This window comes from Pseudomonas sp. JQ36, assembly GCF_053851495.1.
The window spans coordinates 2,282,602-2,309,563 of record NZ_CM132642.1 but is presented as its reverse complement, the minus strand read 5'-3'; the positions used below and the strand labels follow the sequence as shown (position 1 = coordinate 2,309,563).

Genomic DNA, 26,962 nt, shown 5'->3' with positions numbered 1-26,962 from the left:
GATGGCGCCAAGCAATGAATATAAGCACCATGAGATGGCGGGAGCGTGACGCAATCATTCCTTGCGCACAACTGTTCACCGCCACACGGCCCGATTTTGACCGAGATTTCCTCACCGATGATTGCCCAGCTGTCACCCGCCACCGCATTGACCGCCGATTACCAGCAGTTCCTCAAGGCCCTGAAAGCCAGTGGTTTTCGTGGCGAGATCAGTGCCGATTACGCCAGTCGCGTAGTGCTCGCCACCGATAACTCGATCTATCAGCGTCTGCCGCAAGCAGCGGTATTTCCAATGGATGCGGAGGATGTGGCGCGGGTCGCACGGTTGATCGCCGAACCGGCTTATCAGCAAGTGGTGATCACTCCGCGTGGCGGCGGCACCGGCACCAACGGCCAGTCGCTGACCGATGGCATCGTCGTCGACCTGTCGCGGCACATGAACCGCATTCTGCAAATCAACGTCGAGCAGCGCTGGGTGCGGGTGCAGGCCGGGGTGGTCAAGGATCAGCTCAACGCCGCACTGAAATCCGCCGGGCTGTTTTTCGCTCCGGAACTGTCGACCTCCAACCGCGCCACCGTCGGCGGCATGATCAACACCGACGCCAGCGGCCAGGGCAGTTGCACCTATGGCAAGACTCGCGACCACGTGCTCGAACTCGACATGATCCTGCGCGGCGGCGAACGCCTGCACGGTGCCGCGTTGGCGGAAGACGACCTGACAGCGTTGTGTGCCCGTGAAAATCGGGTGGGTGAAGTCTATCGTTGTGCGCGGCAGATCATTGATGAGCAGGGTGAGCTGATCAAGCAGCGTTTCCCTGATCTCAATCGCTGCCTGACCGGCTACGACCTGGCGCACCTGCGCGAGGCGGACAATCGTTTCAACCTTAACAGCGTGCTGTGCGGCGCTGAAGGCTCGCTGGGGTTTGTGGTTGAGGCGAAGCTCAACGTACTGCCGATCCCCAAACACACGATGCTGGTGAACATTCGCTACGCCGGGTTCATGGATGCGTTGCGCGATGCCCGGGCGTTGATGGCGCTCAAGCCGCTGTCGATTGAAACCGTGGACTCCAAGGTGTTGCTGCTGGCGATGCAGGACATCGTCTGGCACGGCGTCGCCGAGTACTTCCCGGAAAGCGCCGAGCGGCCAACACTGGGGATTAACCTGGTGGAATTCTGCGGTGACGATCCTGAAGATCTGCAACGCCGGGTCGAAGCCTTCCTCGAACACTTGAGCAGCGACACCACCGTCGAACGCCTCGGCCATACGCTGGCGGTCGGTCAGGCGGCGGTGAACAAGGTGTATGGCATGCGCAAACGCGCGGTGGGTCTGCTCGGCAACGTTGCCGGTGAAGCGCGGCCGCAGCCGTTTGTCGAAGACACCGCGGTGCCGCCACAGCATCTGGCCGAGTACATCGCCGAACTGCGCGAACTGCTCGACAGCCACGGTTTGCAGTACGGCATGTTCGGCCACGTCGATGCCGGCGTGTTGCACGTACGGCCGATTCTCGACATGAAGGATCCGCAGCAAGCGGCGCTGGTGCGTCCGGTGTCTGACGGTGTCGCCGCGCTGACCCAGCGCTACGGCGGCCTGTTGTGGGGCGAACACGGCAAGGGGCTGCGCTCGGAATACGCGCCGGCGTTTTTCGGTGAGTTGTACCCGGCGTTGCAGGCACTCAAAGCCGCGTTCGACCCGTTCAACCAGTTCAACCCGGGCAAGATCGCCACCCCGGCCAACACCGATGCGCAGCTGTTGAAGATCGACGAAGTGACCCTGCGCGGCGAACTTGATCGGCAGATCGACGAAAAAGTCTGGCAAAGCTACGGCGCAGCCATGCATTGCAACGGCAACGGCGCCTGCTACAACTTCGATCCCGACGACGCCATGTGCCCGTCGTGGAAAGCCACCCGCGAGCGTGCGCAATCGCCCAAGGGCCGCGCGTCGCTGATCCGAGAATGGTTGCGCTTGCAAGGCGAGGCGGGGGTGGATGTGCTGTCCGATGCGATCCGGCGTCCGGCGTTTTTCCGCAACCTGTGGACGCGCTGGCGCAACAGCCGTGGGCAGAGCGCAGACTTTTCCCACGAGGTGTATGACGCCATGGCCGGTTGCCTGGCGTGCAAGTCCTGTGCGGGGCAGTGCCCGGTCAAGGTCAACGTGCCGGAGTTTCGTTCGCGGTTTCTTGAGCTGTATCACAGTCGTTATCTGCGCCCGGCGCGGGATTATCTGATTGCTTCGCTGGAGTACAGCATTCCGTACATGGCGCGGATTCCGGCGCTGTACAACGGTTTGATGGGCGCAACATTTGTGCGCAAACAGTTGGAACGTCTCGGTGGCATGGTCGATGTGCCGTTGCTCAGCCGCTTTGATTTCCACGCTGCGCTGCGCCGCTGGAACGTGCAGCCGGCGACGGTCACCAATCTGTCGGCGCTGACCCCGACCCAGCGCGAGCGCAGTGTGGTGTTGGTGCAGGACGCCTTTACCCGTTACTTCGAGGCGCCGCTGCTGGCGGATCTGCTGGAGCTGATTTCGCGGCTCGGCTATCAGGTGTATCTGGCGCCATTCAGTGCCAACGGCAAGCCGTTGCATGTGCAGGGCTTCCTCTCGGCGTTCAACCGCGCGGCGTTGCGCAATGCCCGGCAACTGCGCGAGCTGGCCAACGTTGGCGTGCCGCTGCTGGGGCTGGATCCGGCGATGACGCTGGTCTATCGCCAGGAATACCTGAAAGTGCCCGGCATGGACCAATGCCCGGAAGTCGCGCTGGTGCAGGAATGGTTGCTCAAGGTGATGCCGGAGCAGGCCACTGCCGACGCGGCCCGGTCATTCCGTCTGCTGGCACACTGCACCGAGAAAACCAACGCGCCGGCCGCCACCCGCCAGTGGGAGCAAGTGTTCGAGCGAGTCGGGCTGAAACTGGCGACGCAGGCCACGGGTTGCTGCGGCATGTCCGGCACCTACGGCCATGAAGCGCGCAACCGCGAAACTTCGGCGGTGATCTACGAGCAATCGTGGGCGCGGCAGGTCGAGGCACCGGCGGAGCAGGGCGAAGCACTGGCCACCGGGTATTCGTGCCGCAGTCAGGTCAAGCGCCAGTCGGATCGGGCGCTGCGCCATCCGTTGCAGGTGCTGCTTGAGATGGTGCGTCGCTGAGCGGTTCGTCGCCCGGGGCGTTGTCCCAGATCAGCCGTGGGTCGAAACTCATCGCCGAGAGCATGGTGAACACCACCACCATGCCGAAAAACAGGATGCCCGGGCGTGGCTCGATATCGCCCAGCGCCTGGAATTTCACCAGCGCCGCGACCAGTGCGACCACCAGCACGTCGAGCATCGACCAGTAGCCGATCAGCTCGACGAAACGGAACAGCCTGGAACGCTCGCGGCGCGCCCAGTCGCTGCCCCGCTGCACGGTGATCAGCAGCAGCGACAGGGCGACGAACTTGATCCCCGGCACCGCGATGCTGGCGATGAAAATGATCAGCGCGATGTCCCACGCGCCGCCCTCCCAGAACTCCAGCACGCCGCTCATGATCGTGCTGTCGGCGCCGTTGCCGAGCATCACCGTGTTCATCACCGGCAGTAGATTGGCCGGCACGTAGAACGCCAGCGCGGCGAACAGATAGGCCCAGGTGCGCGTCAGAGAATTGGTCTTGCGCCGATGCAGCGGTGCATCGCAGCGCGGGCACTCGTGCGGCTCGTCGGTCATGTCACAGGCCAGCCCACAGCTGTGGCACAGGCACAGATTCAGTTCGCTGGCGGTCGCGGGTCGCTTCATAGAATGTCCCACAAATCACGAATGTCGCGGCCGGCAATGCGGATCATCATCAGACTCAGCACCGCCAAAGCGAACAGACCGATGCCCGGCAATACATCGAGCAGCCCGGCGAGTTTGAACACCGCGACCATCGCCCCCAGCAGACACACTTCGAGCATGCTCCACGGACGCAGGGTTTCCAGCCAGCGCATGCACAGCTTGAAGCCCGGTGCCCGGCGCGATGACAGGGCGAAACTCAGCACCCAGATCAGCAGCACCAGTTGAAACGCCGGGGCGATGATGATCGAAATCGCCGCGACCATCGCCATGAACGTGATTGGCCCCTGACTCAGCGCCAGCACCGAATCCCACAGCGTCGCGCTGTTTTTCAGGCCCTTCATGCTGATGCTCATCACCGGGTAGAAATTGGCGAACAGCCACAGCATGGCGGCGGTGAACGTCAGGGCCAGCCGCTGCTCGACGGTCAGGCCGTTATAGCGCTGCAGCACGCCGCCGCACCGCACGCAGAGGGTTTTCTGGTGTTTGCCGAGCACGACTTTTTCGTACACGCAATCGCAGTGCTCGCAGATGATCAGGTGTTCGGTTGAGGTCATGGCCAACGCTCGACAGCAGGCGCAAAGGGCAGGGGGCGCCTGATCACTATAGAAGCCTGACGTGATTGGGCAAATGTCGTTTGGCTTGGGAAACGACTTTTTATGTTATAGAGTAACGCCATTTTTTGGCGGGACGTGCAGTTGCGACCCCGATTCATTGACTCGATGGCGAAATGTCCATGACGATTACGTGTGCCCGTTCCAACCCGCCGCCGAGCGGCCGTTTGCTGTCCATTGATGCGCTACGAGGTCTGGTGATCCTGTTCATGTTGCTGGATCACGTGCGCGAGACGTTTCTGCTGCACCGTCAGGTGTCCGACCCGATGGACATCGCCAGCACCGAGCCAGCGTTGTTTTTCAGTCGCACCCTGGCGCACTTGTGCGCACCGGTGTTCGTGTTGCTGACCGGATTGTCCGCGTGGCTGTTTGGCGAGAAGTACGCGGGCAAGGCCGATGTCAGTGCCTTCCTGTTCAAGCGTGGACTGTTTCTGGTGGTGCTGGAATTCACCTTGGTCAACTTCGCGTGGACGTTTCAGTTGCCGCCGAGCGTGATCTATCTGCAGGTGATCTGGGCGATTGGCCTGAGCATGATCGCCTTGTCGCTGCTGGTCTGGTTGCCGCGCTGGCTGCTGCTGACGCTGAGCCTCGCGATCATTGCCGGGCATAACTTGCTGGATGGCCTGCATTTCGCACCGGAGTCGGCACTGCATGTGCCATGGGCGATCCTGCATGACCGGGGCTGGATCGACGTCGGTGACAGTCTGCGTTTGCGCACTTCGTATCCGCTGTTGCCGTGGATCGGCGTGATCGGTCTGGGTTATGCGCTGGGCCCGTGGTTCGCCCGTGTGGCCGATGCCAGTAGCCGTCAGCAGAGTCTGTTGCTGGGCGGTGTTGCCGGACTGCTGGGTTTCGTCGGGCTGCGGCTGCTCAACGGATACGGCGAAAAGCCCTGGGCGGTTGAAGACACGACCGTGCAAACGCTGATGGCGTTTTTCAACATCACCAAGTACCCGCCGTCGCTGCTGTTCATCACCCTGACGGTGAGTATTGGATTGCTCTTGTTGCTGGCGTTCGAACGACTGCAGACCCGGCGCTGGATTCGCTGGCTGACGGTCTTCGGTTCAGCGCCGATGTTCTTCTATCTGCTGCACCTGTACGTGCTGAAGGTGCTGTATGTGATTGCCGTGGCGCTGTTCGGACTGAATCAGGGCAGCTATTTCGGCTTCGACTCGGTGCCGACGATCTGGCTGGTGTCGCTGCTGTTGGCGGTGACGCTGTATCCGGCGGTGCACTGGTTTTCCGCGCTGAAATCGCGGCGCCGTGACATCGCCTGGCTGAAATATCTGTAAGCCCTAGTGGCCACTGCGCTCGCGCGCGAAGTCGATAAAAGCCTTGAGCGGCGCCGGTACGTGGCTCCGGCTCGGGTAGTAAAGATGCAGGCCCGGATAGTATGGGCACCAGTCGGCCAACACCTGGATCAGACGCCCCGATGCCAAGTGTTCGCTGACCATGTCATCGAACACATACGCCAATCCCAGGCCTTGCAGTGCAGGGCCGACCATCAAGCTGACATCGCCCAGGGTCAACGGGCCGTTGACCTCGATTTCCTGGGCAATGCCCTTGCGTTCGAACTCCCAGCGATACAGCGTGCCACTGGGATAGCGGTGGCGCAGGCAGGGCAAATCGCGCAGATCTTCGGGTTTTTTCGGCGCAGGATAGCGTTCAAGGAATGCCGGCGAAGCGACCACCACCGAACGCATCGCCGGGCCAATCGGCAGCGAGACCATGTCGGCCTCCAGTCGATCGCCAAAACGCACGCCTGCATCAAATCCGCCAGCGACGATATCGAGTAATGCTTCGCTTTCGACCACCTCCATGCGAATGTCCGGATACGTCTGCAAGAACTCGCTGGCAATCGGCAGCAATACCAGTTCGCACGCCTGGCGTCCGCAGGTGATGCGCAGGTTGCCGGCGGGTTGGTCGCGAAAATGGTTGAGGTCTTCCAGTGCGTCGTCAATGTCGCGGAAAGCCGGTTTCAGGCGCGCGTACAAGCGCTCACCGGCCTCGGTCAACGCCACGCTGCGGGTGGTGCGATTGAACAGACGCACACCGAGGCGATTCTCCAGTGCCTTTACCGAATGGCTCAGGGCTGACGGGGTGAGCCCGAGTTCGACGGCGGCCTTGCTGAAATTCAAGTGCTGCGCCGTACAGAGAAATACGGAAAGGTCTGCCACTGAGGGTGATTTCATCTATGAATGCCTTTCACAAAGTCATGCAAAATTGCTGGGATTATCGCATCAATCTCACGACCTTAAAGTCGCAGCCTGGCAATTTCTTTAAAGGATGAATGCATGACAACGGTCTCTCATCAACAAGGCGCGCGTAACAAGCTGCTGATCCTCGCGGCCGTGTGCCTGTCGGCATTGGTACTGCCCTTGAGTTTTACCGGTGGCGCGGTGGCGACGCCCGCCATTGGCCGAGATTTGGGCGGCAGTCCCGTTGCTCTGACCTGGATCACCAATGCGTTCATGTTGTCGTTCGGCAGTTTGCTGATGGCGGCGGGCGCGTTGGCCGATGTCTATGGGCGTAAATGCCTGTTCAGCTTCGGCATGTTGCTGTTCACCGCTGCATCGATTGCGCAGAGTCTGGCACCGTCGGTGTACTGGCTGGATGGGCTGCGTGCAGTGCAGGGCGTGGCCGGTGCTGCGGCGTTGGCCAGCGGCTCAGCGTCGCTGGCGCAAGAATTCGAAGGCCATGCGCGAACCCGTGCATACAGCGTACTCGGCACCACATTCGGCATTGGTCTGGCTTTCGGGCCGTTGCTGGCCGGTGCGTTAATCGAGGCGTTCAGCTGGCGGGCGATTTTTGTTTTCACCGCGCTGATCGGCGTAATCGCCATGGTCTTCGGCCTGCCCCGCATGCGCGAAAGCCGCAACCCGGATGCCACGGGACTGGGTTGGCCGGGCACGATCACCTTCAGTGCGATGTTGGCGCTGCTCACCTTCGGCGTGATTCAGGCCCCGGAAAGCGGTTGGGACAGCGCGCTGGTGGTCGGTCTGCTGGGCGCTTCGGCATTGTTGCTGGGGTTGTTCGTGATGATCGAAAGGCGCGTCGAACATCCGATGCTCGATCTGACCCTGTTGCGTTTTCCGCGCTTCATCGGCGTGCAGATGCTGCCGATCGGCACCTGTTTTTGCTACCTCGTGCTGGTGGTGATGTTGCCATTGCGCTTTATCGGCGTGGAAGGCTTGAGCGAAATTGACGCCGGCCTGCTGTTACTGGCGCTGTCGGCGCCCATGCTGGTGGTGCCGATGCTGGCGGCGTCGCTGACCCGGTTTGTCTCGGCGGGAATCCTGTCGGGGATCGGTTTTCTGATCGCTGCGGTGGGCTTGCACGGGTTGAGCCTGTACAACGTCGGCGAGCCAAAATCCGCCTTGGTCATTGCGATGCTGTTGATCGGGATTGGCACCGGTTTGCCGTGGGGCTTGATGGATGGACTATCGGTAAGCGTCGTACCGAAAGAGCGCGCGGGGATGGCGGCGGGGATCTTCAATACCGTGCGCGTGGCGGGTGAGGGTATCGCGCTGGCGGTGGTGGGCGCAGTGCTGACTTCGCTGCTGCATACCGATCTGACGGGGGCAGTGGCAGGCAGTGTCGATGCGGCGCTGATCGCCGAGACCGCGCACCGGGTCACCACGGGGGACATGGCGCATGCGCTCAACACAGTTCCGGGGCTGGCCAAAGAGCGTCTGGTGCAGGGTTATGCCACGGCGTTTCAGTACCTGTTGCACATCCTTACGCTGATTACCCTGGCCTCGGCGGCGGTGGTGCTCGGGTTGTTGAGCAAGGGGCGGGCGGTTGCGCAGCCGCAAAAAACAGCGCCCGACTTGCTATAGCGGTGTGTACGGAATTTTCGAGTGTGGGAGCGGGCTTGCTCGCGAAGGCGTCAGGTCAGGCAGAATCAATGCTGAACATGCCGGCCCCTTCGTGAGCAAGCCCACTCCCACCAGTGCGTGTTGGAGCCCGGGTTATTTACGATCCAGCCACACGGTCTGCGCATTGCAGAACTCACGCACGCCGAAGTGCGACAGTTCGCGACCGAAACCGCTTTTCTTCACGCCGCCGAAGGTCACGCGCGGGTCGCTGGCGGAGTAGCCGTTGATGAACACGCCACCGGTGTCCAATTCGCTGGTCAGTTGCTGGGCCAGTGCGACGTTGGCGGTGTAGATCGTCGCGGTCAGGCCGAAGTCGCTGTCGTTGGCCAGGGCCACGGCGTGGGCGCAGTCGCGGGCGGTGATGATCGACGCCACCGGGCCGAACAGTTCCTGTTTGAACGAGGTCATGCGGTCGGTGACGTCGGCCAGCACGGTCGGCTCGTAGTAGTTGCCCGGGCCTTGGGCCTTGCCACCGCCGAGCAGCAGGGTCGCGCCTTCTTCGAGGGTGTCGCGCACTTGCTGATCAAGTTCATCACGCAGATCGAAACGCGCCATCGGGCCGATGTAGGTGTCGGCGGACAGCGGATCGCCGACTTTCAGCTTGCGTGTGGCTTCGACGAATTTGCGGGTGAACTCCTCGACCACACCTTCTTCAATGATCAGGCGCTTGGCGGCGGCGCAGACCTGGCCGGAGTTCTGGTAGCGGCCGATGACGGCAGCCTGCACGGCTTCGTCGAGATCAGCATCATTGAGCACGATGAACGGGTCGGAACCGCCCAATTCCAGCACGCATTTCTTCAGCGCGGCACCGGCCTGAGCACCGATGGCCATACCGGCGCGCACGCTGCCGGTTAGGGTTACGGCGGCGATGCGCGGGTCGGCGATGGCATTCGAAACGCCTTCCGGGGTGACGTTGATCACTTCAAACACGCCATCGGCAAAACCGGCGCGTTTAAAGGCGTCGCGCAGCAGGTAGGCGCTGCCCATCACGTTCGGCGCATGCTTGAGCACGTAAGTGTTGCCGGCGATCAGTGCCGGAACGGCACCGCGCAGCACTTGCCAGATCGGGAAGTTCCACGGCATCACCGCGAGGATCGGGCCGAGCGGCCGGTACTCGATGCGGGCCTTGCCGCCTTCGACCTGAGTCGGTTCGGCGTCGAGCATCGCCGGGCCATGTTCGGCATACCACTCGCAGAGCTTGGCGCATTTCTCGATTTCGCCACGGGCCTGGGTAATCGGCTTACCCATTTCCAGGGTGATCATGCTGGCCATGGCTTCGGCGGTTTCGCGTAGGGCGCCGGCGAGGGCGGTGAGGGCGCGGGAGCGATCCTGCAGAGGCTTGCGTTTCCATTTCGAGAAACCGAATGCGGCGCGGGTCAGCGCGGCGTCGAGGGCTTCGGCGGATTCAAAGGCGTAGTGAGCGATCTGCTCGCCGTTGGCGGGGTTGATCGAGATGGCGTGGGTCTGGCTGGAAATCTGGCTCATGGCTGGCTCCTGCGAGTTCAGTGGATGGGCCTAGATTAGGGTGGCGTTTGTTTTCTGGAAACTGAATAATAAAGATCGTTTCTTTCACGATTGGAGAATGACTGTGGATCTGGTGCAGCTGGAAATCTTCAAGGCCGTTGCCGAGCACGGCAGCATCAGCGCCGCCGCGGCGCAGATTCATCGCGTGCCATCGAACCTGACCACGCGGATCAAACAGCTGGAGCAGGATCTGGGCGTCGATTTGTTCATTCGCGAGAAAAGCCGTCTGCGCCTGTCGCCCGCCGGCTGGAGTTTTCTCGAATATGCGCGGCGCATTCTCGATCTGGTGCAGGAGGCGCGGGCCACGGTCGCGGGAGAAGAGCCGCAGGGCGCGTTTCCTCTTGGCTCGCTGGAAAGCACCGCAGCGGTGCGGATTCCTGAACTGCTCGCGGCGTACAACCAGTTGCATCCCAAGGTCGATCTGGATCTGTCCACCGGCCCGTCCGGGACAATGATCGACGGCGTACTCGCCGGTCGCTTGGCGGCGGCATTCGTCGATGGCCCGGTGCTGCACCCGACGCTGGAAGGCGTGCCGGCGTTCGAGGAAGAAATGGTCATCATCGCCCCGCTCAATCATGCCCCGGTGCAGCGCGCGGCAGATGTGAACGGCGAGAACATCTACGCGTTCCGCTCCAATTGCTCTTATCGTCATCACTTCGAAAAATGGTTCAGCACCGACGCCGCCGTGCCGGGCAAGATCTTCGAGATGGAGTCGTATCACGGCATGCTCGCCTGCGTCAGCGCCGGGGCTGGACTGGCGTTGATGCCGCGCAAAATGTTGCAGAGCATGCCCGGCAGCGCCACGGTCAGTGTCTGGCCGCTGACGGCGGATTTTCGCTACCTGACCACCTGGCTGGTGTGGCGCCGGGGTACGGTGTCGCGCAGCTTGAGCATGTTCGTGCGTTTGCTGGAAGAGCGCGGGGTGGTGCGTGCAGAAGAGTAGCTGCGTCGACGACTTCACTCATGCCGCAACGCAGCAACGGTCATGCTTCACGGCGTACCGTTTCTGCCATACAGGCGAAAGCCTTCGCGTTGACTCAGACGCTCGTAATACGACCTGACGGCGGGATAGTCCGGATGCGCGAGCGGCGTTTCGAACCAGCGGTTGACCGACAGCCCGATGGGGATATCGGCGAGGGAAAACTGCTCGCCGCTGACGTAGGCGCCAGTCTTCTGCAACTGCTGATCGAGGATGCCCATGGTCTTTGACCACTGTTCGACGCCGTTGGCCAACGCGGCGCGGTCCTGGTAATCCGCTGACTTGCGTACCAGCGACATGAACGCATACGACCAGGAGCGGTTCAGCTCCGACGCCTGCCAGTCGATCCACTGATCGACCCGCGCCCGGGTTCGCGGCTCGGCGGGGTAGAGGTCTGCGCCGCCATAGTTGCCCGCCAGATAACGAATGATGGTGTTCGATTCCCAGAGGGTGAAATCGCCGTCCTGAATCACCGGCACCATGGCGCAGGGGTTGAGGGCGAGGAACTCAGGTGTGTCGGTGGATTTGAAGCCCGAGCCCCAATCCTCACGCTCGAACGGGATCTGCAGTTCGGCGCAGGTCCACAGCACTTTGCGCACGTTGATCGATGAGGCCTTGCCCAGAATTCGCAGCATGAGTTTTGCCTTTCTCGTGGGTACCTGTAGAAGCTCAACAAATACCACACCACAACGCAGAAGGCCCGCGCATGGCGGGCCTTCTTTTGTCATGCGGACACCGTCACAGACTGCCCGCCAGTTTGCCGCCCATCATCCGCCGCCGATAGGCGCTGTCACGATTGGCCAGCCAGAAGTACAGCGGCGAAGTCACCAGCAGCCCAACCAGCCACGACAGATCCGCGCCGTTGATGTGCGCCGACACCGGGCCGACGTACAGCGGGGTGTTCATGAACGGGATCTGCACCGCAATGCCAATCGCATAGGCCAGCAACGCCTGCGGGTTGTAGCGCCCGTAGATACCGCCGTCGACCTGGAAGATCGACTGGATGTCGTACTTGCCCTTGTGGATGGCGTAGAAGTCGATCAGGTTGATCGCGGTCCAAGGTACCAGGACCACCAGCAGCACCAGCACCATGTCGACAAAGTGACCGATGAAGTCCTTCGACGCGCCGACGGCGGCGAAGCAGCAGGCCAGCAGCACGATGATCGAGATCACCGCACGGCTCTTGGCGGTCGGGATCCAGCGGTAGGCGAAGGTCTGCACCAGGGTGATCAGCGACAGCACCGCGCCGTACAGGTTGAGGGCGTTGTGGCTGATCACGCTGAGCAGGAACAGCACCAGCATCAGCGGGCCGATCGAGCCGGTGGCGAGTTTGACCGCATCCATGGTGTCCATGCCCACAGGTGTCGCGAGCACGGCGACGGCACCGAAGATGAACGCCAGACTCGAACCCAGCGCCGATCCCAGATACGTGGCCCAGAACGTCGACGAGACTTTGACGTCGGCCGGCAAGTAACGCGAATAGTCGGACACGTAAGGCGCAAACGCGATCTGCCACAGCGCGGCGAGCGACACGGTGGCGAGCCAGCCGGAGAGGCTGAAGCTGCCGCGGGTGAGGAAGTCGTCGGTTTGAATATGGGTGAAGATGTAGCCGAACCCGACGACGATGCCGATCCCCAGCACCCAGGTGCCGATGCGGTTGAGCACGTGGATGAAGCGGTAGCCGATGATGCCGATGATCCCCGAGCCGAGGGCACCGATGACGATGCCGACCGGCACCGGCACGCTGTCGACCACGCCGTGCAGCGACTTGCCGGCCAGCACGATGTTGGAGGCGAAGAAGCCGATGTACATGACCCCGGCAATCAGCACCACCAGCAGAGCACCGAGGGAGCCGAACTGCGCGCGGCTCTGGATCATCTGCGGAATGCCCATCTGCGGGCCTTGCGCCGAGTGCAGCGCCATCAGCACGCCGCCGACCAGATGCCCGACCAGAATCGCGACGATGCCCCACAGCAGATTCAAGTGGAACAACTGCACTCCCAGCGCGCCGGTGACGATCGGCAACGGCGCGATGTTGCCGCCGAACCACAGCGTGAACAGATCCCTGACCTTTCCGTGGCGATCTTCGGGGGGCACGTATCCTATCGTGTGTTTTTCAATGAGCGGCGCGGATGTTGTTGCAGAGGTGGACATGACGAACTCCAAGGCAAGGATGAGTACGTGGACGTACTTCGGTAAGCGCCGACACGGACGGCGCATTTCTTGTTGAAGCGATCATGTGCAAAGGCTCGGGATAGATAAATTAGTAAGTTTGTTGCTTCAGACCTTAAAAAATATATGCCGCGTGTTGAGGGCTGTCCGGTATGTTCAACCGTGATCAACAACAAAACTTTCAGAGGCGAACCCTTTCCTGTGGCGAGGGAGCTTGCTCCCGCTGGGCAGCGAAGCGGCCCCAAATATTGCGCCACGTCCCCTGATATTGTGAGTGCTGCGCACTCAAGCGGGAGCAAGCTCCCTCACCACAAAAGCGTTGTCTCACTTGCAGAGGTTCATATGGCCGCCTACAACCTGCGCCAGCTCAAATACTTCGTCACCACCGCCGATTGCGGCAGCGTCGCCGAAGCCTCGCGCAAGCTCTACATCGCCCAGCCGTCGGTTTCCACCGCGATCAAGCATCTGGAAGAGAGCTTCGGTGTGCAGCTGTTTATCCGCCATCACGCCCAGGGTGTGTCGCTGACGCCCAGTGGATCGCGGTTTTATCGCAAGGCGCTGGAGTTGCTGCGGGTGGCGCATGAGTTCGAGCAGAACGCGCTGGCCGACAATGATGTGGTCTCCGGGCAGATCGATATCGGCTGTTTCGAAACGGTGGCACCGCTGTACCTGCCGCGCCTGATCGCCGGGTTCAAGCAGCGCTGGCCGGGCGTGGAAATCCGCATTCGCGATGGCGAACAACAGGAACTGGTGCAGGCGCTGACCGCCGGCAGCATCGATGTGGCGATGCTCTTCGAACATGACCTCGACACCACCATCGACACCACGCCGCTGATGCCGCCGCAGCAGCCTTACGCGTTGCTACCGGCCGACCACCGTTTTGCGCAACAGGCGAAAGTCTCGCTGCACGATCTGGTGCTGGAACCGATGATCCTGCTCGACGTGGTGCCCAGCCGCACCTACTTCGTGAGCATTTTCGAAGAGCGCGGACTGACCCCGCACATCGTCTTCAGCTCACCGTCGATCGAGATGGTGCGCGGCATGGTCGGGCGCGGTTTTGGCTTTTCGATTCTGGTGACCCGGCCGTTCGGCGAATACACCTACGACGGGCAGAAAGTGGTGTGCGTGCCGCTGGCGGAAACCGTGACCGGCTCGGGCTTGTCGGCAGCCTGGCTGCGCCGGGTGCAACTGACCAAACCGGTGCAGTTGTTCGTTGATCATTGCCGGGAGGAATTGGCCCGACTGCACGCCTGAAGGCAGGCCGTCAGGCCGAAATGATCAGGCGCGAATCGAGGCCAGCATCCGTTGCAGCATCGCATCGCAGGCATCGAGTTGCGCACGACTGACAAACTCGTCGGGTTTGTGCCCCTGATCCATGCTGCCGGGGCCGCAAACCACCGTGGGAATACCCGCCGCATCGAACAGCCCGCCCTCGGTGCCGAACGCTACGGTGCCGAACTCCTGCGAATCGCAGAACGCCGCGATCAACTCCGCGGCCTGACTCTGCGCATCGGTGGCCAGACCCGGATAGGCCGACAGCTCACTGAAACGAATCGCGCTGTGCTCGCTCACTGCCCGCATGCGCGGCAGCACTTGCTGCTCGGCGTAGGCCTGCAACTGCTGCGCGACCAGGGTCGGATCCTGCGAGGGCAGGGCACGGATTTCGAAGTCGAAGCGACAATCGGCGGGCACGATGTTCAAGGCCTTGCCGCCGCTGATCACACCGGTCTGCACCGTGCTGTAGGGCGGATCGAAACGCGCGTCGTGCTGCTCGGGGGCCTTTAGTTGTTGGCCGATGCGCCCCAGTTCGCCGATCAGCTCGGCGGCGTATTCGATGGCGTTGACCCCCAGCGGTGCGTAGGCCGAATGGCATGGATGCCCGTGCACGTCGCAGCGCATCGCCAGTTTGCCTTTATGGCCGAGCACCGGTTTCAGTTCGGTGGGTTCACCGATGATGCACAGCAGCGGTTTGACCGGGCGCTGCTGCAGTTCGGCGAGCAATGAGCGCACCCCGAGGCAGCCGACTTCTTCGTCGTAAGACAGGGCGATGTGCACCGGTATGCGCAGGTCTGCAGCGACCAGCGCCGGCACCAGGGCCAGCACGCAGGCGATATAGCCCTTCATGTCTGCGGTGCCGCGCCCGAACAGCTTGCCGTCGTGTTCGCTGAGTTCGAACGGCGCTACTGTCCATGGTTGACCATCGACCGGCACCACATCGGTGTGCCCCGAGAGTACGATGCCCGGTTGCTCGGCCGGGCCAATGGTCGCGAACAGATTGGCCTTGCTGCGCTCGGTGTTGTAGATCAGCTCGCACGGCACATCGAAGCCAGCGAGGTAGTCGCGCACGAACTCGATCAATTGCAGGTTGGATTCGCGGCTGGTGGTGTCGAAGCCCACCAGCGTCCTGAGCAACGCGACGCTGTTCATCGATCATCACCGGCAACGCCATAGCCCGGTGCCTTGGCCGGGTCGAGCGCGCGGTCGATGTAGTCCTGCAACTGCGGCTGATAGGCGTCCCAGAGTTTTTGTAACTGGCCGATCGGGTCTTCGTCGGCCCAATCAACGCGCAAATTGACGATCGGCCAGGTCTGTTCGCCGACCACCACCACGGCCGCCGAATGCACCGGCCCGGCTTCGCCACCGAGGGCTTGTGCGGCGTGCAAAGCCTTGAGCAGGCGATCGGCCAATTGACCTTCGCCGTCTTCAAAGGCACTGACCATTGCCTCGATTACCGCACGCCCGGCGAGCATGTTGCCGGCGGCCACGCATTGTTCGCCGGAGGCCGCGTTGTGCACGCCGAGGGTCTGCGCACCGCTGAAATGCGCGGTCTGGCCGAGGTGGTTGATCGCGGTGATCTGCCGGTACTGGCTGTAGCCGTTGCGGGTCAGCACCTGGTCCAGCGCCGCGTCGGGCGCCTGGCCCTGTTCCATCAGCGCCAGCACTTCCGGGCCGAGGGACGGCAGGGTGATGTTCTGGCTCGACACCGCGCCGACACCCGGCAGCAGCCACGGGCAGCGTGCGCCGACGGCGATGCTCGAGGAACTGATGGCGACACCGAACTGGCCGGTTTCGGGGCAACGGGCTGCGATTGAAAAGGTCATCTGTTTACTCCTTGTGTGTCTGGAATGGCCTCATCGCGAGCAGGCTCACTCCTACCTTGAAATGCGTTCCCTTGTAGGAGTGAGCCTGCTCGCGATAGCCGCGACTCGGTCTGCCGGCTTACTCGGGAATCACCGCCACCACATCAATCTCCATCAGCCACTGCGGCTGCCCCAATGCCGACACCACCAGCCCGGTGGAAATCGGGAACACGCCTTTGAGCCACTTGCCGACTTCCTGATACACCGGCTCGCGGTAGCGCGGGTCGATCAGGTAAGTGGTGGTCTTGACGATGTGGCTCATGTCGCTGCCGGCTTCTTCCAGTAACTGTTTGACGTTGCGCATCGCCTGTTCGGCCTGTGCGCGCGGATCACCGAGGCCCACCAGATTGCCGTCGAAATCAGTGCCGACCTGACCACGCACATACACGGTGTTGCCGGCGCGCACGGCCTGGCACAGGTCGTTGTCCAGCGTCTGATTCGGGTAGGTGTCCTTGGTGTTGAACATACGGATGCGGGTGTGGGTTGGCTTGCTCATGTACAGCTCCAGACTAGGTGTTCAGCGGCGCACCGGGCACCGCCGCGAAAGAGGGCAATCAAGCGTCGACGGTATCGGCGGCTTTGGTGTTGGCGGTCGAATGCAGGGCGGCTTCACGCTGCTCGGCATCCTTGTAATCGAGGTATTTACGCTGGGTGGCGATGTGGTCGGCCACGTGTTTGGCGTCATGCCACACGCCCCAGATGAACGACGAACCACGGCGCGACTGCCACGGCAGTCCGAGGAAATACACCCCCGGCTCGCTGGACACGCCGCGCTGGTGCTGCGGTTTGCCCTTGTCGTCAAACGCTGCGACCTGCAGCCAGGAATAGTCCACGGCGAACCCGGTGGCCCAGATGATCGAGGTGACCCCGGCCTTGGCCAGATCGAGATCGAGCAGCGGATGTTTCACGCACTCGGGATCCGGATAGGTTTCGCGTGCCTCGGGTTCTTCGGGCAGATCCAGGCCATTGCGTTCGATGTAGGCATCGGCGGCATCCAGTAGCGCCAGATAGTTTTCGTCGCCACGCTTGAGGTTGTCGCGCAGATCCTGCTTGAAGGTCACCACGCCGTTATTGAACGACTCGGTCACGCCGACCAGGGTCATGCCGCGATGCGCCAGGCCACGGAAGTCAATGGTGCGCCCGCTATGTGCGCCGCTGACCGCGATGGTCACATGCTCGCGGCCGGGTTTCATCGCCGCCTGATCCCACTCGCCGAGCACCCCCAGCCACCAGCAGAAATCACGGTTGCGATAGGCACGCGGTGGACGGTCGTGAGCGCCGACCGAGAGATACACCTGCTTGCCGGAACGCTGCAATTCATCGGCAATCTGCACGCCCGACGAACCGGCACCCACCACTAGCACCGCGCCGTCGGGCAGTTGCTGCGGGTTGCGATAGTCGGCGGAGTGGATCTGCAACAGACGCGGGTCTTGCGGCGCGATCGGCGGGATCACCGGGCGCTGGAACGGTCCGGTCGCCGCGACTACGCGGCTGGCCTCGATCACCCCTTCCGAGGTCTCGACGGTGAAGCCCGGACGCCCGACATTGCGCACCACGCTTTTGACCTCGACTCCGGTGCGGATCGGCGCGTTGAATCTCTTCGCATAGGCTTCGAAATAGTCCGCCACACGCTCCTTGGGGGCGAAACCGTCGGGATCGACATCATCGAATTCCAGCCCCGGAAAGCGGTCGTGCCACGCCGGACCGTTGGCCACCAACGAGTCCCAGCGCCCGGTGCGCCAGCGTTCGGCAATGCGGCTGCGTTCCAGCACCAGGTGCGGCACGCCGAGTTTGCTCAGGTGCTCGCTCATCGCCACACCCGCCTGTCCGGCGCCCACGACAAGCGTGTCTGTTTTTATTATTTCAGTGGTCATTTCTACATCCTTCCTGGCAAGGCAAGTGGATTCGGATCGCTTCAGGCTTGTCCGTTTTGCTTGCGGTCAGACTAGGCAGGAGGGGTGTATCGGTAAAATATTATTAAGCTGGGCTGTGAATACAAATTGCTGAAGCAGACAGGAAAAGCTCAGTAAAACCGAGGGTTTCAGGGTAGGGGGGGTGAGTTGTCCCGGGCAGGAAAACCCGGGACAGAGAGGAGAAAATTCTACTTCAGGACGGGGAGCGTCGCCTCAGTTGCCGTCGGCAACCTTGCGTTCAATCGCATCGGTCTTGCGCTTGAGTTCCTCGGCGTCCTGTTCTTTTTCGCGAATGGACGTCGGTGTAATGACCTCATCCACGGCGCGGGTGTCGTCGTCGCGGTCCTGCAGATCGCGGCGCACCACATCCACCGGTTTGCCCGAGGAATCGAGTGGTGGTGCGTTATGCGGGGTTGCAGGCTTGCTGTCGTCGGTGCTTTTCATTTCTCATACCTCCATTGACTTACAACGTTGGATACGACGACATGACACGAGTTCGAGAAATTTCACGGGTGACCGCTGCCGCCCTCGGCTGTGCGCTGCTGATCGCTGCCAATTCGGCACACGCCGCCAGTTTCGACTGCGCCAAGGCCAAAGCCGCAGACGAAAAAGCGGTCTGCGCCAACCGCACGCTGAACGATCTGGACGTAACCATGGGCGAGCTGTTCAGCCTCGACAAACGCCTGCTGCCGATGGGCGGGCGCGATGCTTTGATCGGTGAGCAGCAGGACTTCCTCAAAAGCCGCAAGGCCTGTGGCGCGAAGGTTGGGTGTTTGACTGGTTTGTATCAGAAGCGGGTTAACGCGCTGCGCAGCATCATCGAGACGCGGGTGATGACGCAGGGGCCGTTTTGACGGACTGGTTGACCCTCCGGGCGATGCATAGCAGCATCCCGGGCAAACCATTCGCCAACAGGAAATTGCCACGATGTCTGGCTCTGATGATCTTGATGAGTTGCTAGAGCGTGTGAACGACGAGCGATCGTTCATCACATTTATTCAGGCACTGGGTGCCGATTTCGCCCGTGAGCGGACGATGAACGAACCGCTGTTACCCTATGGTCGGGGCGCGTTGGGTTGGGAAAATGGATCTGTGGATGCGTTTCTTGAGGCAGCAGGTGCCTGGGCAATCGACAGTTCCAGGCAGGTGGCAGCAGAGGAATCTTCGGCCAACGTATGGCAGCGCTGCGCGAGCATTTTGCTGGCCGGCAAGTTTTATGAGTGAACCGGGCGAGCATCAAGAACAGAGCAGGAAAATGTGTGATAAGTAGGCCGTTGAGTGAAGCTGACCTTCATCTGGTCATGTTGGAAGCGATTGAAGAAGGTTTGACCATCGATCTGCAACCCTTTTGTGAGCGGCTGCAGGTCGAGCGTCGCGATCTGCTTAATCAAGTCTCGATCGCCGTAGCCAGAGATTTCCTGTCAAACACGCGTGATTTTGAGTTTGGCGATGAAGTGATGAATGCACTTATCAGCCCCATCGTTGATGTGTCCATGCATGAAGAAATGCCCCAGCCAGCCTTTGACATCTATCAGGCATTTGATGCCGGCGAGTATCTGCACACAGGCGATGCGCAGGATGTTTGCCCTTGGGAGAAACATACGCGGCCGGGGCTGGAGAATATTTTGCGTAATCATTTGCCTACGTTGGAGTAGTAACCCGGCGGGTTGCCGAGTATGCAAACCGTCAGAGCAAACTCCACGACACCCCGACATAAACCCCGAGCCCTTCACCCGGCGTAGACCGCGCCGCATCCTGGCCTTTGTCGTCATACCCCGGCGTCACCGTCGCGGCGTAGTGCTTGTTGGTCAGGTTGCGCAGGTCGAGCCAGGTTTGCCAGTCGTTTTCCGGCGCGTTGTAGCCGACGGTGGCGCCGAACAGTGCGTAGGGATCGGCGTAGTAGCTGTTGGCGTAATCCACCGCGACCTTGGACACCAGTTGCGTGTTGAACGCCGCGAAGAAGCCCTGCGGCCAGTCGTGGCGCAGTTCGCCCTGGTAGAAGTGCATCGGCAGGCCGGGCAGGCGGTTGTCGCCGAAACGCTGGTCGTCGCGGTAGTGGAAGTCGCTGAAGGTGTAGGCCTGGTGCAGGCTCAATTTACGTCCGTCTTCGGCTGACCACAGCGTGCTCTGCAGACTGGCTTCCACGCCTTGGTGCACGGTGGGGCTGGCGTTGAGTTCGTACGGGGTGACGGCGTTGGCGTCCGGCAGTACCGACAGCAATTCGTGGCGCACCTGGGCGTAGTACCACGCCAGGCTCCACTGGCCGAGCGCGCTGTCGCCGCGACCGCCGAGTTCGAGGGTGGTCGCGGTCTGGTTCTGCAGTTTGATCGGGTCGCTCTGGGTGCCGGTTGCCGCACCGCTGCCGGCCGGGAAGCGGATGTTCGAGCTGTAGATCAGCGACCACGGGTGCGGTGCTTCGACCGAACGGCTGAGGTTGCCGAACAGTTGCAGGTCTGGCGTGACCTGATAGCGCAGGCCCAGACGCGGCGCGTAATCCCAGTCGTTCAGGCTGGTCTTGCCACCGCTTTGCGGGTAGGTGACGGCGCTTTCGCGGCGGGTGTAGATGGCGGCGAGGCCGGTGGTCAGCCACAGGTCGTCGGCGATTTCCAGGTCGTTGCCCACGTGCAGAACGGTGTCCGAACCCTGATAGGTGAAGTTGCGCATGCGGGTGCCCGGCGCATACGCGGCGGTGTTGCCGGACGGGATGCGCACGAATTCACTGGCGCCGTCGTTGGGCAGGTGTTTGGTGGTGCGCAGGCCGACAGTGCTGCGGCTTTCCATGCCGAACAAGGTGTCGCGGCGCTTGTAGTCGAACGTGCCGCTGACATCGGTGTAGGCCACTTTCAGGCGGTTCGGGCCTTCGCGCAGGTCCATCGGGTAGTCGTGATAGACCAGCCCGGTCTGGATGCTCGAATCATCGTCGATGTAGTAGGTGGTCTTGTTGCCGATGAAGGTGCTGCCCGGTTGTTTGCGGCTGTCATCGCGCGCCACATAGGCCGGGTTGGCCGCCCGCGGAGTGTGCTCGATCGAATGCTTGGTCACGCGGCCGGCGAGGTCGTTGTCGGTCTCGCGATAGCGGAAATAGAAGCGGGTTTCCAGGTTCGGATTGAAGCGATAACCGAAGTTGGCGATCACGCCTTTGCTCTCGCTGGTGGTGTGATCCTGATAGCCGTCGGCGTTCGAGTCGGTCAGCGACACGTAGTAATCGAAGTCGCCCAGCACCTGCCCGGAACTCACCTGACGCTGCTGATAACCGTGGCTGCCGGTGGCATAGCGCACCTGCAATTTCGGCGCGTCGTAGCCGGTGTGGCTGACGTAATCGACAGCGCCGCCCAGCGCCAGGGCGCCGCGATCAAAGCCATTGGCGCCGCGCAGCACCTCCACATGGTCGAGCCACAGCGGTTCAAGCAATTCGTAGGGCGTGCCGCCGGGGCCGGTCAGCGGCAGGCCGTCGAGCATCGTGTACAACCCCGAGGCATGCGCGCCCGGTGCGCGGTTGATCCCCGAACCACGGATCGAGATTTTCACCCCTTCATTACCCGCCGACTGCGCGTAGACCCCCGGCTGATACGCCAGCACATCCTGATTGCTCGCCACTCGGCCCTGCGACGGCTGGCGCATGTCGACCACGTTGCTGCCGCCGGGGACTTGCGTCAGACGTGCTTGGGCATCGGCCACGGAGGCCTCGGCGCCGCTTTGTTCCTCAGCCGAAATCAGTACCTGTCCCAACTCCATGCTCTTGGGTTCCTCGGCCATGACCGGGCAGGCGAGGGCCAGGCCCAGCAGGGCAGAGGGCAGGGATTTGGGCGACGGCATCGAAGAAACTCCAGGCAGACAGGAACGGGCAATGAACAGTGCGACGCAAGAAGGAACGACGGAAACACATGGCAATTTTGCTTTTTTTAACGGGGTGCTGCGTGGCAGGCGGGGGCAGGATGGCTCAGGAGGCGGCAGTCAGGGCCATATACGCCGGGCGACTGGCCGCTTCTATCGCGGCCAGTCGCCCGGCGTATATCAGGATCAAGCAATCTTCAGCGCTATAAGAATGTCCAGCGGTGTCTGGGCAAATGCCCGGGCCTGTTCGGTCATCTCGGCAAGGTTTTCTTCGGCCGTGAGCAGCGGCTGGTCACCCTTGTGCAGCACTTCGCCCTGCTCACCGATGACGGCCCACGCCAACTGCGCCCAGTCTTGCGGGTCGGTCATGCCTTGCTTGATCGAAATCAGGAACAGCTGCTGCACGCGGCTGATTGGCACGCCACCGCCGGTGACCGGGCTGGCCAGCACCTGAATGTTGCTGTTGAACAGGGCGCGCTTGCACAGTTGCAGGTTGAGGGTGTCGCAACGTTCCTGCACCTGCCTTTCGGCGGATTCACTCTGGCACGGGGCGGCGACGCCCATACCGATCAGCACGGTAACAGCCTGCACCAGGTCGTCATAAGACACGGCGCCGACGGCCATCGACAACTGCTGCAAGGTTTTCGCTTCGTAGGCATTGGCGGCGAGCGCTGCGAGCACCGGGCGGTAAATGTCCGCCTGTAAGGACGCCTCGCCCGCAGGGCCTGAGACCGTGCCGGGAATGCTGTCGATGGCTTGCAACAGGACAAAACGGCTTCTCAGCAGGCCATCGCGTTGCTCGGCGGCAGACAGCCGATTGGCGCCGCGTACGTACAGATCCCGGCGGAAATTCTGATTGATAAAGTAGTCGCGCGCCTGTTCGCGCATGATCGGGTGCTCGATACCTTCCAGAAAGTCCATGCCTTCTGCACTCAGGTTCAGCGCGGCCACGGTGTCCAGCGGTACGGCGGTGGTGGCGTAGTCGAGTTTGGCCGCGGTCATGGCATCGACCACGTCGATGAAATACATGCAGTCCCAGTTGCGATTGAAATACTCATGGGCCACGTACTGACGGTTCTGGCCCTTGATGCTCTGCAACTGCGCACCGAGGGCCGGCGCCGCTCTGGCGTACTTCGGATTGGCCGCCAGCAGCGTTTCGGAAAACTGCACCGCGGCATCGATGCGTTTGGCCGGGCTGGTCGAGGCCTGGCTGGCAAAGCGGTTGTGCAGGCTGAACAGATTGCGCAGTGGCGCCGAAGGCGACCAGCCCGGGAAACAGTTGTAGCTGACGTACAACATGCCGCCGGGCTTGAGGTGGCGACGGGCGAACTCGACGATCAGTTGCTGATTGTCGCGGCTGACCCAGGACCAGATGCCATGCAGGCTGATGCTGTCGAAGGCCGGCAGATCATCGCGGGCCAGCAGTTGCTCGAAGCTGTCGTCATATAGACGGGCCTGGCTGTTCCAGTCGTTCGCCAGCGCCATGGCATGTGCGGCCTGGGACGGCGTGAAATCGGTGCCGACGTAGTTGCCCGGGTTGGCGGCGGCGTGGATGTTGATCGACACCCCCTGACCAAAGCCCAGTTCGCAGTGGTAGCCGCCGCTGCCTTCCAGGGTGGCAAAACCGCGCAACAACAAACAAAAACGCTGGAACACCGGGTTGATTTCCCGGCTGTACGAATAGGTGTAACCCTCGTCGGTAAAATACCCTTCGTTCCAGGCATTGCTCATGGGTGCATCCTTCAATTCGCGAGTGAGAGCCGCTCTTATAAGGGGTTGGCAACGTGCACCACAAGCGGAAAAACATGTAAGTGAATCTTACGATTGCAAAGGCACGTAGATATCCGTCTGCCACTGATCCTGTGGGGTTTCGGGATAGACGCTCAGGTAATGGAAAAACAGCGGATGATCGCGCAATTCCTCACCACTGTCGGGCAGCCAGTCGCGATAGAAGATCGCAGCCTGCGGCAGCTCCTACAGGGGGAACATGGAGAGTCATACCGCATTCCAGGTCTGCCAGTTCGGTTGCTTCCTGAAGGCGCTGGGTGTCATGCCGAAGTCACGCCGGAACGCTCGACTGAACGCTTCCGGACTTTCGAATCCGGCGCCAGACGCGGCCTCCAGTATCGAATGATCCGGCTGCGCGGCCAGCCGATGTGCAGCCCGGCGCAAGCGCATCAGTTGCACGTAGCGCGAGACCGGCACGCCAACGAACGCGCTGAATTGCCGATGGAAGTGAAACACCGAAAAGTTCGCCAACTGACTCAACGTATTCACCGACAGGTCACCTTCGAGATGGGCATCGATGTAGGCGAGCACGCTGTTGAAGCGCCGGGTATAGGCGCGGTGGGTCGGCAGGTCGGACACGGGTTGGAAGCTCCTGGAAGTGCGTTCTGCCATAGCCTCGTCGATTTCCGGGTCGGCACGCCTAGCCGGGTTTGCTCAAACGTCATACCTGTAGGAGCTGCCGAAGGCTGCGATCTTTTGATTCTGCTTTTGAAGGTCAACGTCAAAAGATCGCAGCCTTCGGCAGCTCCTACAGGGGAGCGTGGGGATTCAAACAGCATAACGCCCAAGGGGTTGGCGCGCTCTGGAGGGTTTGAGTGGCGTGCTGCCTCGGGCGGTATGTCAGGTCAGGGTTTCGTACGGTTCAACTGCTCTTCTGCAAGTTCTACGAATTCCCTAAACCTGCTTGAGCGACGCTGTCGCGCCTACTGCCTCCAGTTTTTTTTTCAGGGCCTCTGCATCAGTTTTCGAGAGTTCTTTTTCCACTGGTTTTGGAGCGCTATCCACGAGTTCTTTTGCCTCTTTCAGACCCAGACCGGTGTATTCTCGAACCATTTTTATGACCGCCACCTTTTGGCTTGCCTCAACAGGTTCAAGAATTACTGTGAAACGTGACTGATTCGAAATGTCGGAAGACGAGTCCGATGGGGCTGCGGCATTCGGTACCGTTTTCGTGGTTCCGAACTCCTCCTCTAGTGCTTTAACCAGATCGTCTGTTTGCAGTACGGAGTCTGGTGAGAGTGCGTCAATAATATCTAATTTGGAAACCATGGGGCTTTCTCCTGTAATACAAAGTGAATTAAAAGCATCACTGCTTACCGGAGACTTGGCACCTGATAGAAATTACAGTTTTTCAGATTGTTTAATAATTACTTCTCAAGCCAAAAAAACTAAACATCGGCTTTAATAGGCCGGCTCCTTGCGCGCCGCCGCGAGGATTCATATCCACCAAGCGTCCCCTGTAGAAGCTGCCGAAGGCTGCGATCTTTTGATTCTGCTTTTGAAGGTCAACGTCAAAAGATCGCAGCCTGCGGCAGCTCCTACAGGGGAGCGTGTGGAGTCAGCGCCCGTGTGCCGCGTCCGCCAGTTGCCCGGTATCGACCCGTACGAACACCGAATCACCTACCGCAGTCAGCACCTCCCCGGCATACACCTCGCAAATCACCCGCGTCTTGCGCCCGACTTCGCCTTCGACCCTGGCGCGCAAGGTCAGGGTGACGCCCATCGGTGTGGGTTTGATGAACTTGAGGCCGAGGTTGCCGGTGACGCAGTCGATGCGCGGCAGGCTGCCCGGTTCACGTTGTTCGTCACGGTAGTGATAAGCCATCGCGGTCCAGTTGGAATGGCAGTCGACCAGCATCGCCAGCAGGCCGCCGTACACCAGGTCCGGCCAGCCGCAGTATTTGTCGTCCGGCAGATGTTCGGCCATGACGTGCACGCCGTCCTCGTGCCAGTAGCTTTTGACGTGCAAGCCATGGGGGTTGCGGCCGCCGCAGCCGTAGCAGACGCCTTCGGGGGCGGCGAGGTCTTGCAGGGGTGTCTCGGAACGGGTCATGGGTCTGGTCATCCTGAAGTGGTGAGCCCGGTCAGGCGCAGGCGGTTGCGGCCGCCGCGCTTGGATTCATACAGCGCGGCGTCGCCTTGTTCGATCAATGCCGCGAGGCTGGCCGGTGGCTGGTTGAACAGCGTGGCGCCGATGCTCAGTGTCACTGGCTCGGCGGTGGGAAATGTCTGGATCGCAATGCGCTGAAACTGATCGCGCAGGGCGTCGCCCAGTCTGACGATGTGATCACTGGGCGCGTTGCTCAGCAAAATCACGAACTCGTCGCCGCCCAAACGGGCGGCCAGTGCCTCATCGGTGGTCTCGGCGCGGATCATTTCGCTCAAGGCCACCAGTAAACGGTCGCCGGCGCTGTGGCCGTACTGATCGTTGACCGACTTGAAGTTGTCGATGTCGATCAGCAGCAGGGCGCCGGGATGCGCCGTCGACACGCCCCGCAGCAGACCCGGCGCGCGCATGTCGAGGGCGCGGCGGTTGTAGAGAGCGGTCAGTGGATCGCGGGCGGCCAGTCGGGCGATCTGCTCCTCGCGCCGGTAGCGTTCGGTGCCGGTCATCGACAGCGCGATCAACATGATCGCCATCGCACCCTCGACCAGCGAGATCTGGATGATTACGCCACGGAATGCAGCCAGGTCGATCAGCGTTCCGGGGATCACCACGGTCAGGGCCTTGGCCACATAGAAGATGCCGTGACCGAGCAGCACATAGCGCAATTGCACCGCACCGACGCTCAGCGATTTGCCATGCGGGCGCAGCAGCAGGCTGGCCTTGAGCGTCGAGGCGGCCACCAGCAGCGAGTTGGCGGCGAGCATGACTTTCGACCACAGCGGCCCGTCCGGCAGCAACAGCATCACCAGCCAGCAGAGGAAGATCAGGTACCAGGCGCGTGACAGGCGGATCTGGGTGAACCGCGCCACCCCCAGCAGAAACAGGAAGTGCGCGGTCACCAGCAAGCCGTTGGCGAACCAGATGCCAATCAGCAAAAAGCCGTTGCTGCGCAGCAGGGCCAGGGTGGAGCCGACGGTGATCGTGGCGAAACCGGCGCTCCAGAACAGCAGCGAAGGCTCACGAATGCTGCGCCACTCGACCGCCAGATACAGCGCGGCAGCGGCTGCGAGAGCGATCGAGATGGTCAGCATCGTTGGTGGGTCGAGCGGCATTTCCGGGGGAGCCTGTCAGAAGGTCGGTAAGGCCGCCGATTGTAAGCGTTCGGGGCCGTTTTGGCAGGCGCCGCATACGATCGTCACCGACCGGCGTCC

At 61.6% G+C, this 26,962-nt stretch carries 24 protein-coding genes and 1 pseudogene; 8 read left to right on the top strand and 17 right to left on the bottom strand.

Annotation, left to right across the window (positions count from 1 at the left end; translation table 11 throughout):
- The first annotated feature begins 117 nt into the window (after positions 1 to 117).
- Positions 118 to 3,144: a D-2-hydroxyglutarate dehydrogenase YdiJ gene (ydiJ, locus tag ACS4NR_RS10080; protein WP_456019947.1), complete on the top strand. Its 3,027-nt coding sequence runs from the start codon at positions 118 to 120 to the stop codon at positions 3,142 to 3,144.
- Here ydiJ and ACS4NR_RS10075 read toward each other — a convergent pair.
- Both ACS4NR_RS10075 and ACS4NR_RS10070 read right to left on the bottom strand, forming a co-directional pair.
- Entirely contained in the window at positions 3,077 to 3,766 is a 690-nt protein-coding gene (locus tag ACS4NR_RS10075) for a paraquat-inducible protein A (RefSeq protein ID WP_456019945.1), read from the bottom strand. The two genes, ydiJ and ACS4NR_RS10075, sit on opposite strands and share 68 nt — an antisense overlap.
- Positions 3,763 to 4,359 carry a paraquat-inducible protein A gene (locus ACS4NR_RS10070; protein ID WP_456019944.1) on the bottom strand — a complete coding sequence of 199 codons (597 nt, stop codon included), beginning with the start codon at positions 4,357 to 4,359 and terminating at the stop codon, positions 3,763 to 3,765. The genes ACS4NR_RS10075 and ACS4NR_RS10070 overlap by 4 nt, the downstream gene beginning before the upstream one ends.
- Before the next feature lie 179 nt (positions 4,360 to 4,538).
- Here ACS4NR_RS10070 and ACS4NR_RS10065 point away from each other — a divergent pair, with 179 nt between their 5' ends.
- Complete coding sequence (locus ACS4NR_RS10065) at positions 4,539 to 5,708, top strand: DUF1624 domain-containing protein (RefSeq protein ID WP_456019943.1); 1,170 nt, start codon at positions 4,539 to 4,541, stop codon at positions 5,706 to 5,708.
- Between the two features lie 3 nt (positions 5,709 to 5,711).
- On the opposite strand, the gene ACS4NR_RS10060 is transcribed toward ACS4NR_RS10065, so the two are convergent.
- On the bottom strand, positions 5,712 to 6,608 hold the full coding sequence (locus ACS4NR_RS10060; RefSeq protein WP_456019941.1) for a LysR family transcriptional regulator: 897 nt from the start codon (positions 6,606 to 6,608) through the stop codon (positions 5,712 to 5,714).
- A 102-nt stretch (positions 6,609 to 6,710) separates the two neighbouring features.
- Between ACS4NR_RS10060 and ACS4NR_RS10055 the strand changes: the two genes are divergently transcribed.
- Entirely contained in the window at positions 6,711 to 8,255 is a 1,545-nt protein-coding gene (locus ACS4NR_RS10055) for an MFS transporter (protein WP_456019940.1), read from the top strand.
- Between the two features lie 132 nt (positions 8,256 to 8,387).
- Here the strand turns inward: ACS4NR_RS10055 and ACS4NR_RS10050 are convergent, their stop codons facing one another.
- Positions 8,388 to 9,779 carry an aldehyde dehydrogenase family protein gene (locus tag ACS4NR_RS10050; protein ID WP_456019939.1) on the bottom strand — a complete coding sequence of 464 codons (1,392 nt, stop codon included), beginning with the start codon at positions 9,777 to 9,779 and terminating at the stop codon, positions 8,388 to 8,390.
- A gap of 103 nt (positions 9,780 to 9,882) precedes the next feature.
- Here ACS4NR_RS10050 and ptrR point away from each other — a divergent pair, with 103 nt between their 5' ends.
- Positions 9,883 to 10,761: a putrescine utilization regulator PtrR gene (ptrR, locus tag ACS4NR_RS10045; RefSeq protein WP_456020383.1), complete on the top strand. Its 879-nt coding sequence runs from the start codon at positions 9,883 to 9,885 to the stop codon at positions 10,759 to 10,761.
- Positions 10,762 to 10,808: 47 nt separating this feature from the next.
- Here ptrR and ACS4NR_RS10040 read toward each other — a convergent pair whose 3' ends face one another.
- Positions 10,809 to 11,432 carry a glutathione S-transferase family protein gene (locus ACS4NR_RS10040; protein ID WP_456019938.1) on the bottom strand — a complete coding sequence of 208 codons (624 nt, stop codon included), beginning with the start codon at positions 11,430 to 11,432 and terminating at the stop codon, positions 10,809 to 10,811.
- Positions 11,433 to 11,535: 103 nt separating this feature from the next.
- A complete protein-coding gene (locus tag ACS4NR_RS10035; RefSeq protein WP_456019937.1) occupies positions 11,536 to 12,951 on the bottom strand; it encodes a purine-cytosine permease family protein in 1,416 nt (471 codons plus the stop codon).
- A gap of 360 nt (positions 12,952 to 13,311) precedes the next feature.
- Between ACS4NR_RS10035 and ACS4NR_RS10030 the strand changes: the two genes are divergently transcribed.
- On the top strand, positions 13,312 to 14,223 hold the full coding sequence (locus ACS4NR_RS10030) for a LysR family transcriptional regulator (protein ID WP_095136462.1): 912 nt from the start codon (positions 13,312 to 13,314) through the stop codon (positions 14,221 to 14,223).
- Between the two features lie 24 nt (positions 14,224 to 14,247).
- Here the strand turns inward: ACS4NR_RS10030 and argE are convergent, their stop codons facing one another.
- The 5 genes from argE to ACS4NR_RS10005 form a co-directional block, all read right to left on the bottom strand.
- Positions 14,248 to 15,396, bottom strand: a complete 1,149-nt coding sequence (gene argE / locus ACS4NR_RS10025; protein ID WP_456019936.1) for an acetylornithine deacetylase — start codon at positions 15,394 to 15,396, stop codon at positions 14,248 to 14,250.
- Positions 15,393 to 16,070 (bottom strand): DUF1028 domain-containing protein, encoded by a 678-nt coding sequence (locus tag ACS4NR_RS10020; RefSeq protein WP_456019934.1) that lies wholly within the window; start codon positions 16,068 to 16,070, stop codon positions 15,393 to 15,395. The genes argE and ACS4NR_RS10020 overlap by 4 nt, the downstream gene beginning before the upstream one ends.
- Positions 16,071 to 16,188: 118 nt before the next feature.
- Positions 16,189 to 16,605: a RidA family protein gene (locus tag ACS4NR_RS10015; protein ID WP_003225869.1), complete on the bottom strand. Its 417-nt coding sequence runs from the start codon at positions 16,603 to 16,605 to the stop codon at positions 16,189 to 16,191.
- Between the two features lie 58 nt (positions 16,606 to 16,663).
- Positions 16,664 to 17,983, bottom strand: a complete 1,320-nt coding sequence (locus ACS4NR_RS10010; RefSeq protein WP_456019933.1) for a flavin-containing monooxygenase — start codon at positions 17,981 to 17,983, stop codon at positions 16,664 to 16,666.
- Positions 17,984 to 18,235: 252 nt separating this feature from the next.
- The gene (locus ACS4NR_RS10005) at positions 18,236 to 18,466 is read right to left on the bottom strand and encodes a hypothetical protein (RefSeq protein ID WP_456019931.1); all 231 of its coding nucleotides are present in this window, start codon (positions 18,464 to 18,466) and stop codon (positions 18,236 to 18,238) included.
- A gap of 41 nt (positions 18,467 to 18,507) precedes the next feature.
- Between ACS4NR_RS10005 and ACS4NR_RS10000 the strand changes: the two genes are divergently transcribed.
- The 3 genes from ACS4NR_RS10000 (at position 18,508) to ACS4NR_RS09990 (ending at position 19,677) form a co-directional block, all read left to right on the top strand.
- A complete protein-coding gene (locus ACS4NR_RS10000; RefSeq protein ID WP_456019929.1) occupies positions 18,508 to 18,876 on the top strand; it encodes a lysozyme inhibitor LprI family protein in 369 nt (122 codons plus the stop codon).
- A gap of 73 nt (positions 18,877 to 18,949) precedes the next feature.
- Positions 18,950 to 19,246, top strand: coding sequence for a DUF7660 family protein (locus ACS4NR_RS09995; protein WP_097090373.1), 297 nt, complete (start codon positions 18,950 to 18,952; stop codon positions 19,244 to 19,246).
- 50 nt (positions 19,247 to 19,296) lie between these two features.
- Positions 19,297 to 19,677, top strand: coding sequence for a hypothetical protein (locus tag ACS4NR_RS09990; RefSeq protein ID WP_456019928.1), 381 nt, complete (start codon positions 19,297 to 19,299; stop codon positions 19,675 to 19,677).
- 31 nt (positions 19,678 to 19,708) lie between these two features.
- On the opposite strand, the gene ACS4NR_RS09985 is transcribed toward ACS4NR_RS09990, so the two are convergent.
- The 6 genes and pseudogenes from ACS4NR_RS09985 to ACS4NR_RS09960 form a co-directional block, all read right to left on the bottom strand.
- Positions 19,709 to 21,838 (bottom strand): TonB-dependent receptor family protein, encoded by a 2,130-nt coding sequence (locus ACS4NR_RS09985; RefSeq protein ID WP_456019926.1) that lies wholly within the window; start codon positions 21,836 to 21,838, stop codon positions 19,709 to 19,711.
- A 204-nt stretch (positions 21,839 to 22,042) separates the two neighbouring features.
- The gene (locus ACS4NR_RS09980) at positions 22,043 to 23,587 is read right to left on the bottom strand and encodes a class I SAM-dependent methyltransferase (protein ID WP_166497389.1); all 1,545 of its coding nucleotides are present in this window, start codon (positions 23,585 to 23,587) and stop codon (positions 22,043 to 22,045) included.
- Between the two features lie 87 nt (positions 23,588 to 23,674).
- Positions 23,675 to 24,223 (bottom strand): annotated as a pseudogene (locus ACS4NR_RS09975) (helix-turn-helix domain-containing protein).
- Between the two features lie 315 nt (positions 24,224 to 24,538).
- Complete coding sequence (rplL, locus tag ACS4NR_RS09970) at positions 24,539 to 24,913, bottom strand: 50S ribosomal protein L7/L12 (RefSeq protein ID WP_095136452.1); 375 nt, start codon at positions 24,911 to 24,913, stop codon at positions 24,539 to 24,541.
- 289 nt (positions 24,914 to 25,202) lie between these two features.
- Positions 25,203 to 25,697, bottom strand: a complete 495-nt coding sequence (locus tag ACS4NR_RS09965; RefSeq protein WP_456019925.1) for a PaaI family thioesterase — start codon at positions 25,695 to 25,697, stop codon at positions 25,203 to 25,205.
- 8 nt (positions 25,698 to 25,705) lie between these two features.
- The gene (locus ACS4NR_RS09960) at positions 25,706 to 26,863 is read right to left on the bottom strand and encodes a GGDEF domain-containing protein (protein ID WP_456019923.1); all 1,158 of its coding nucleotides are present in this window, start codon (positions 26,861 to 26,863) and stop codon (positions 25,706 to 25,708) included.
- Positions 26,864 to 26,962: the final 99 nt, after the last annotated feature.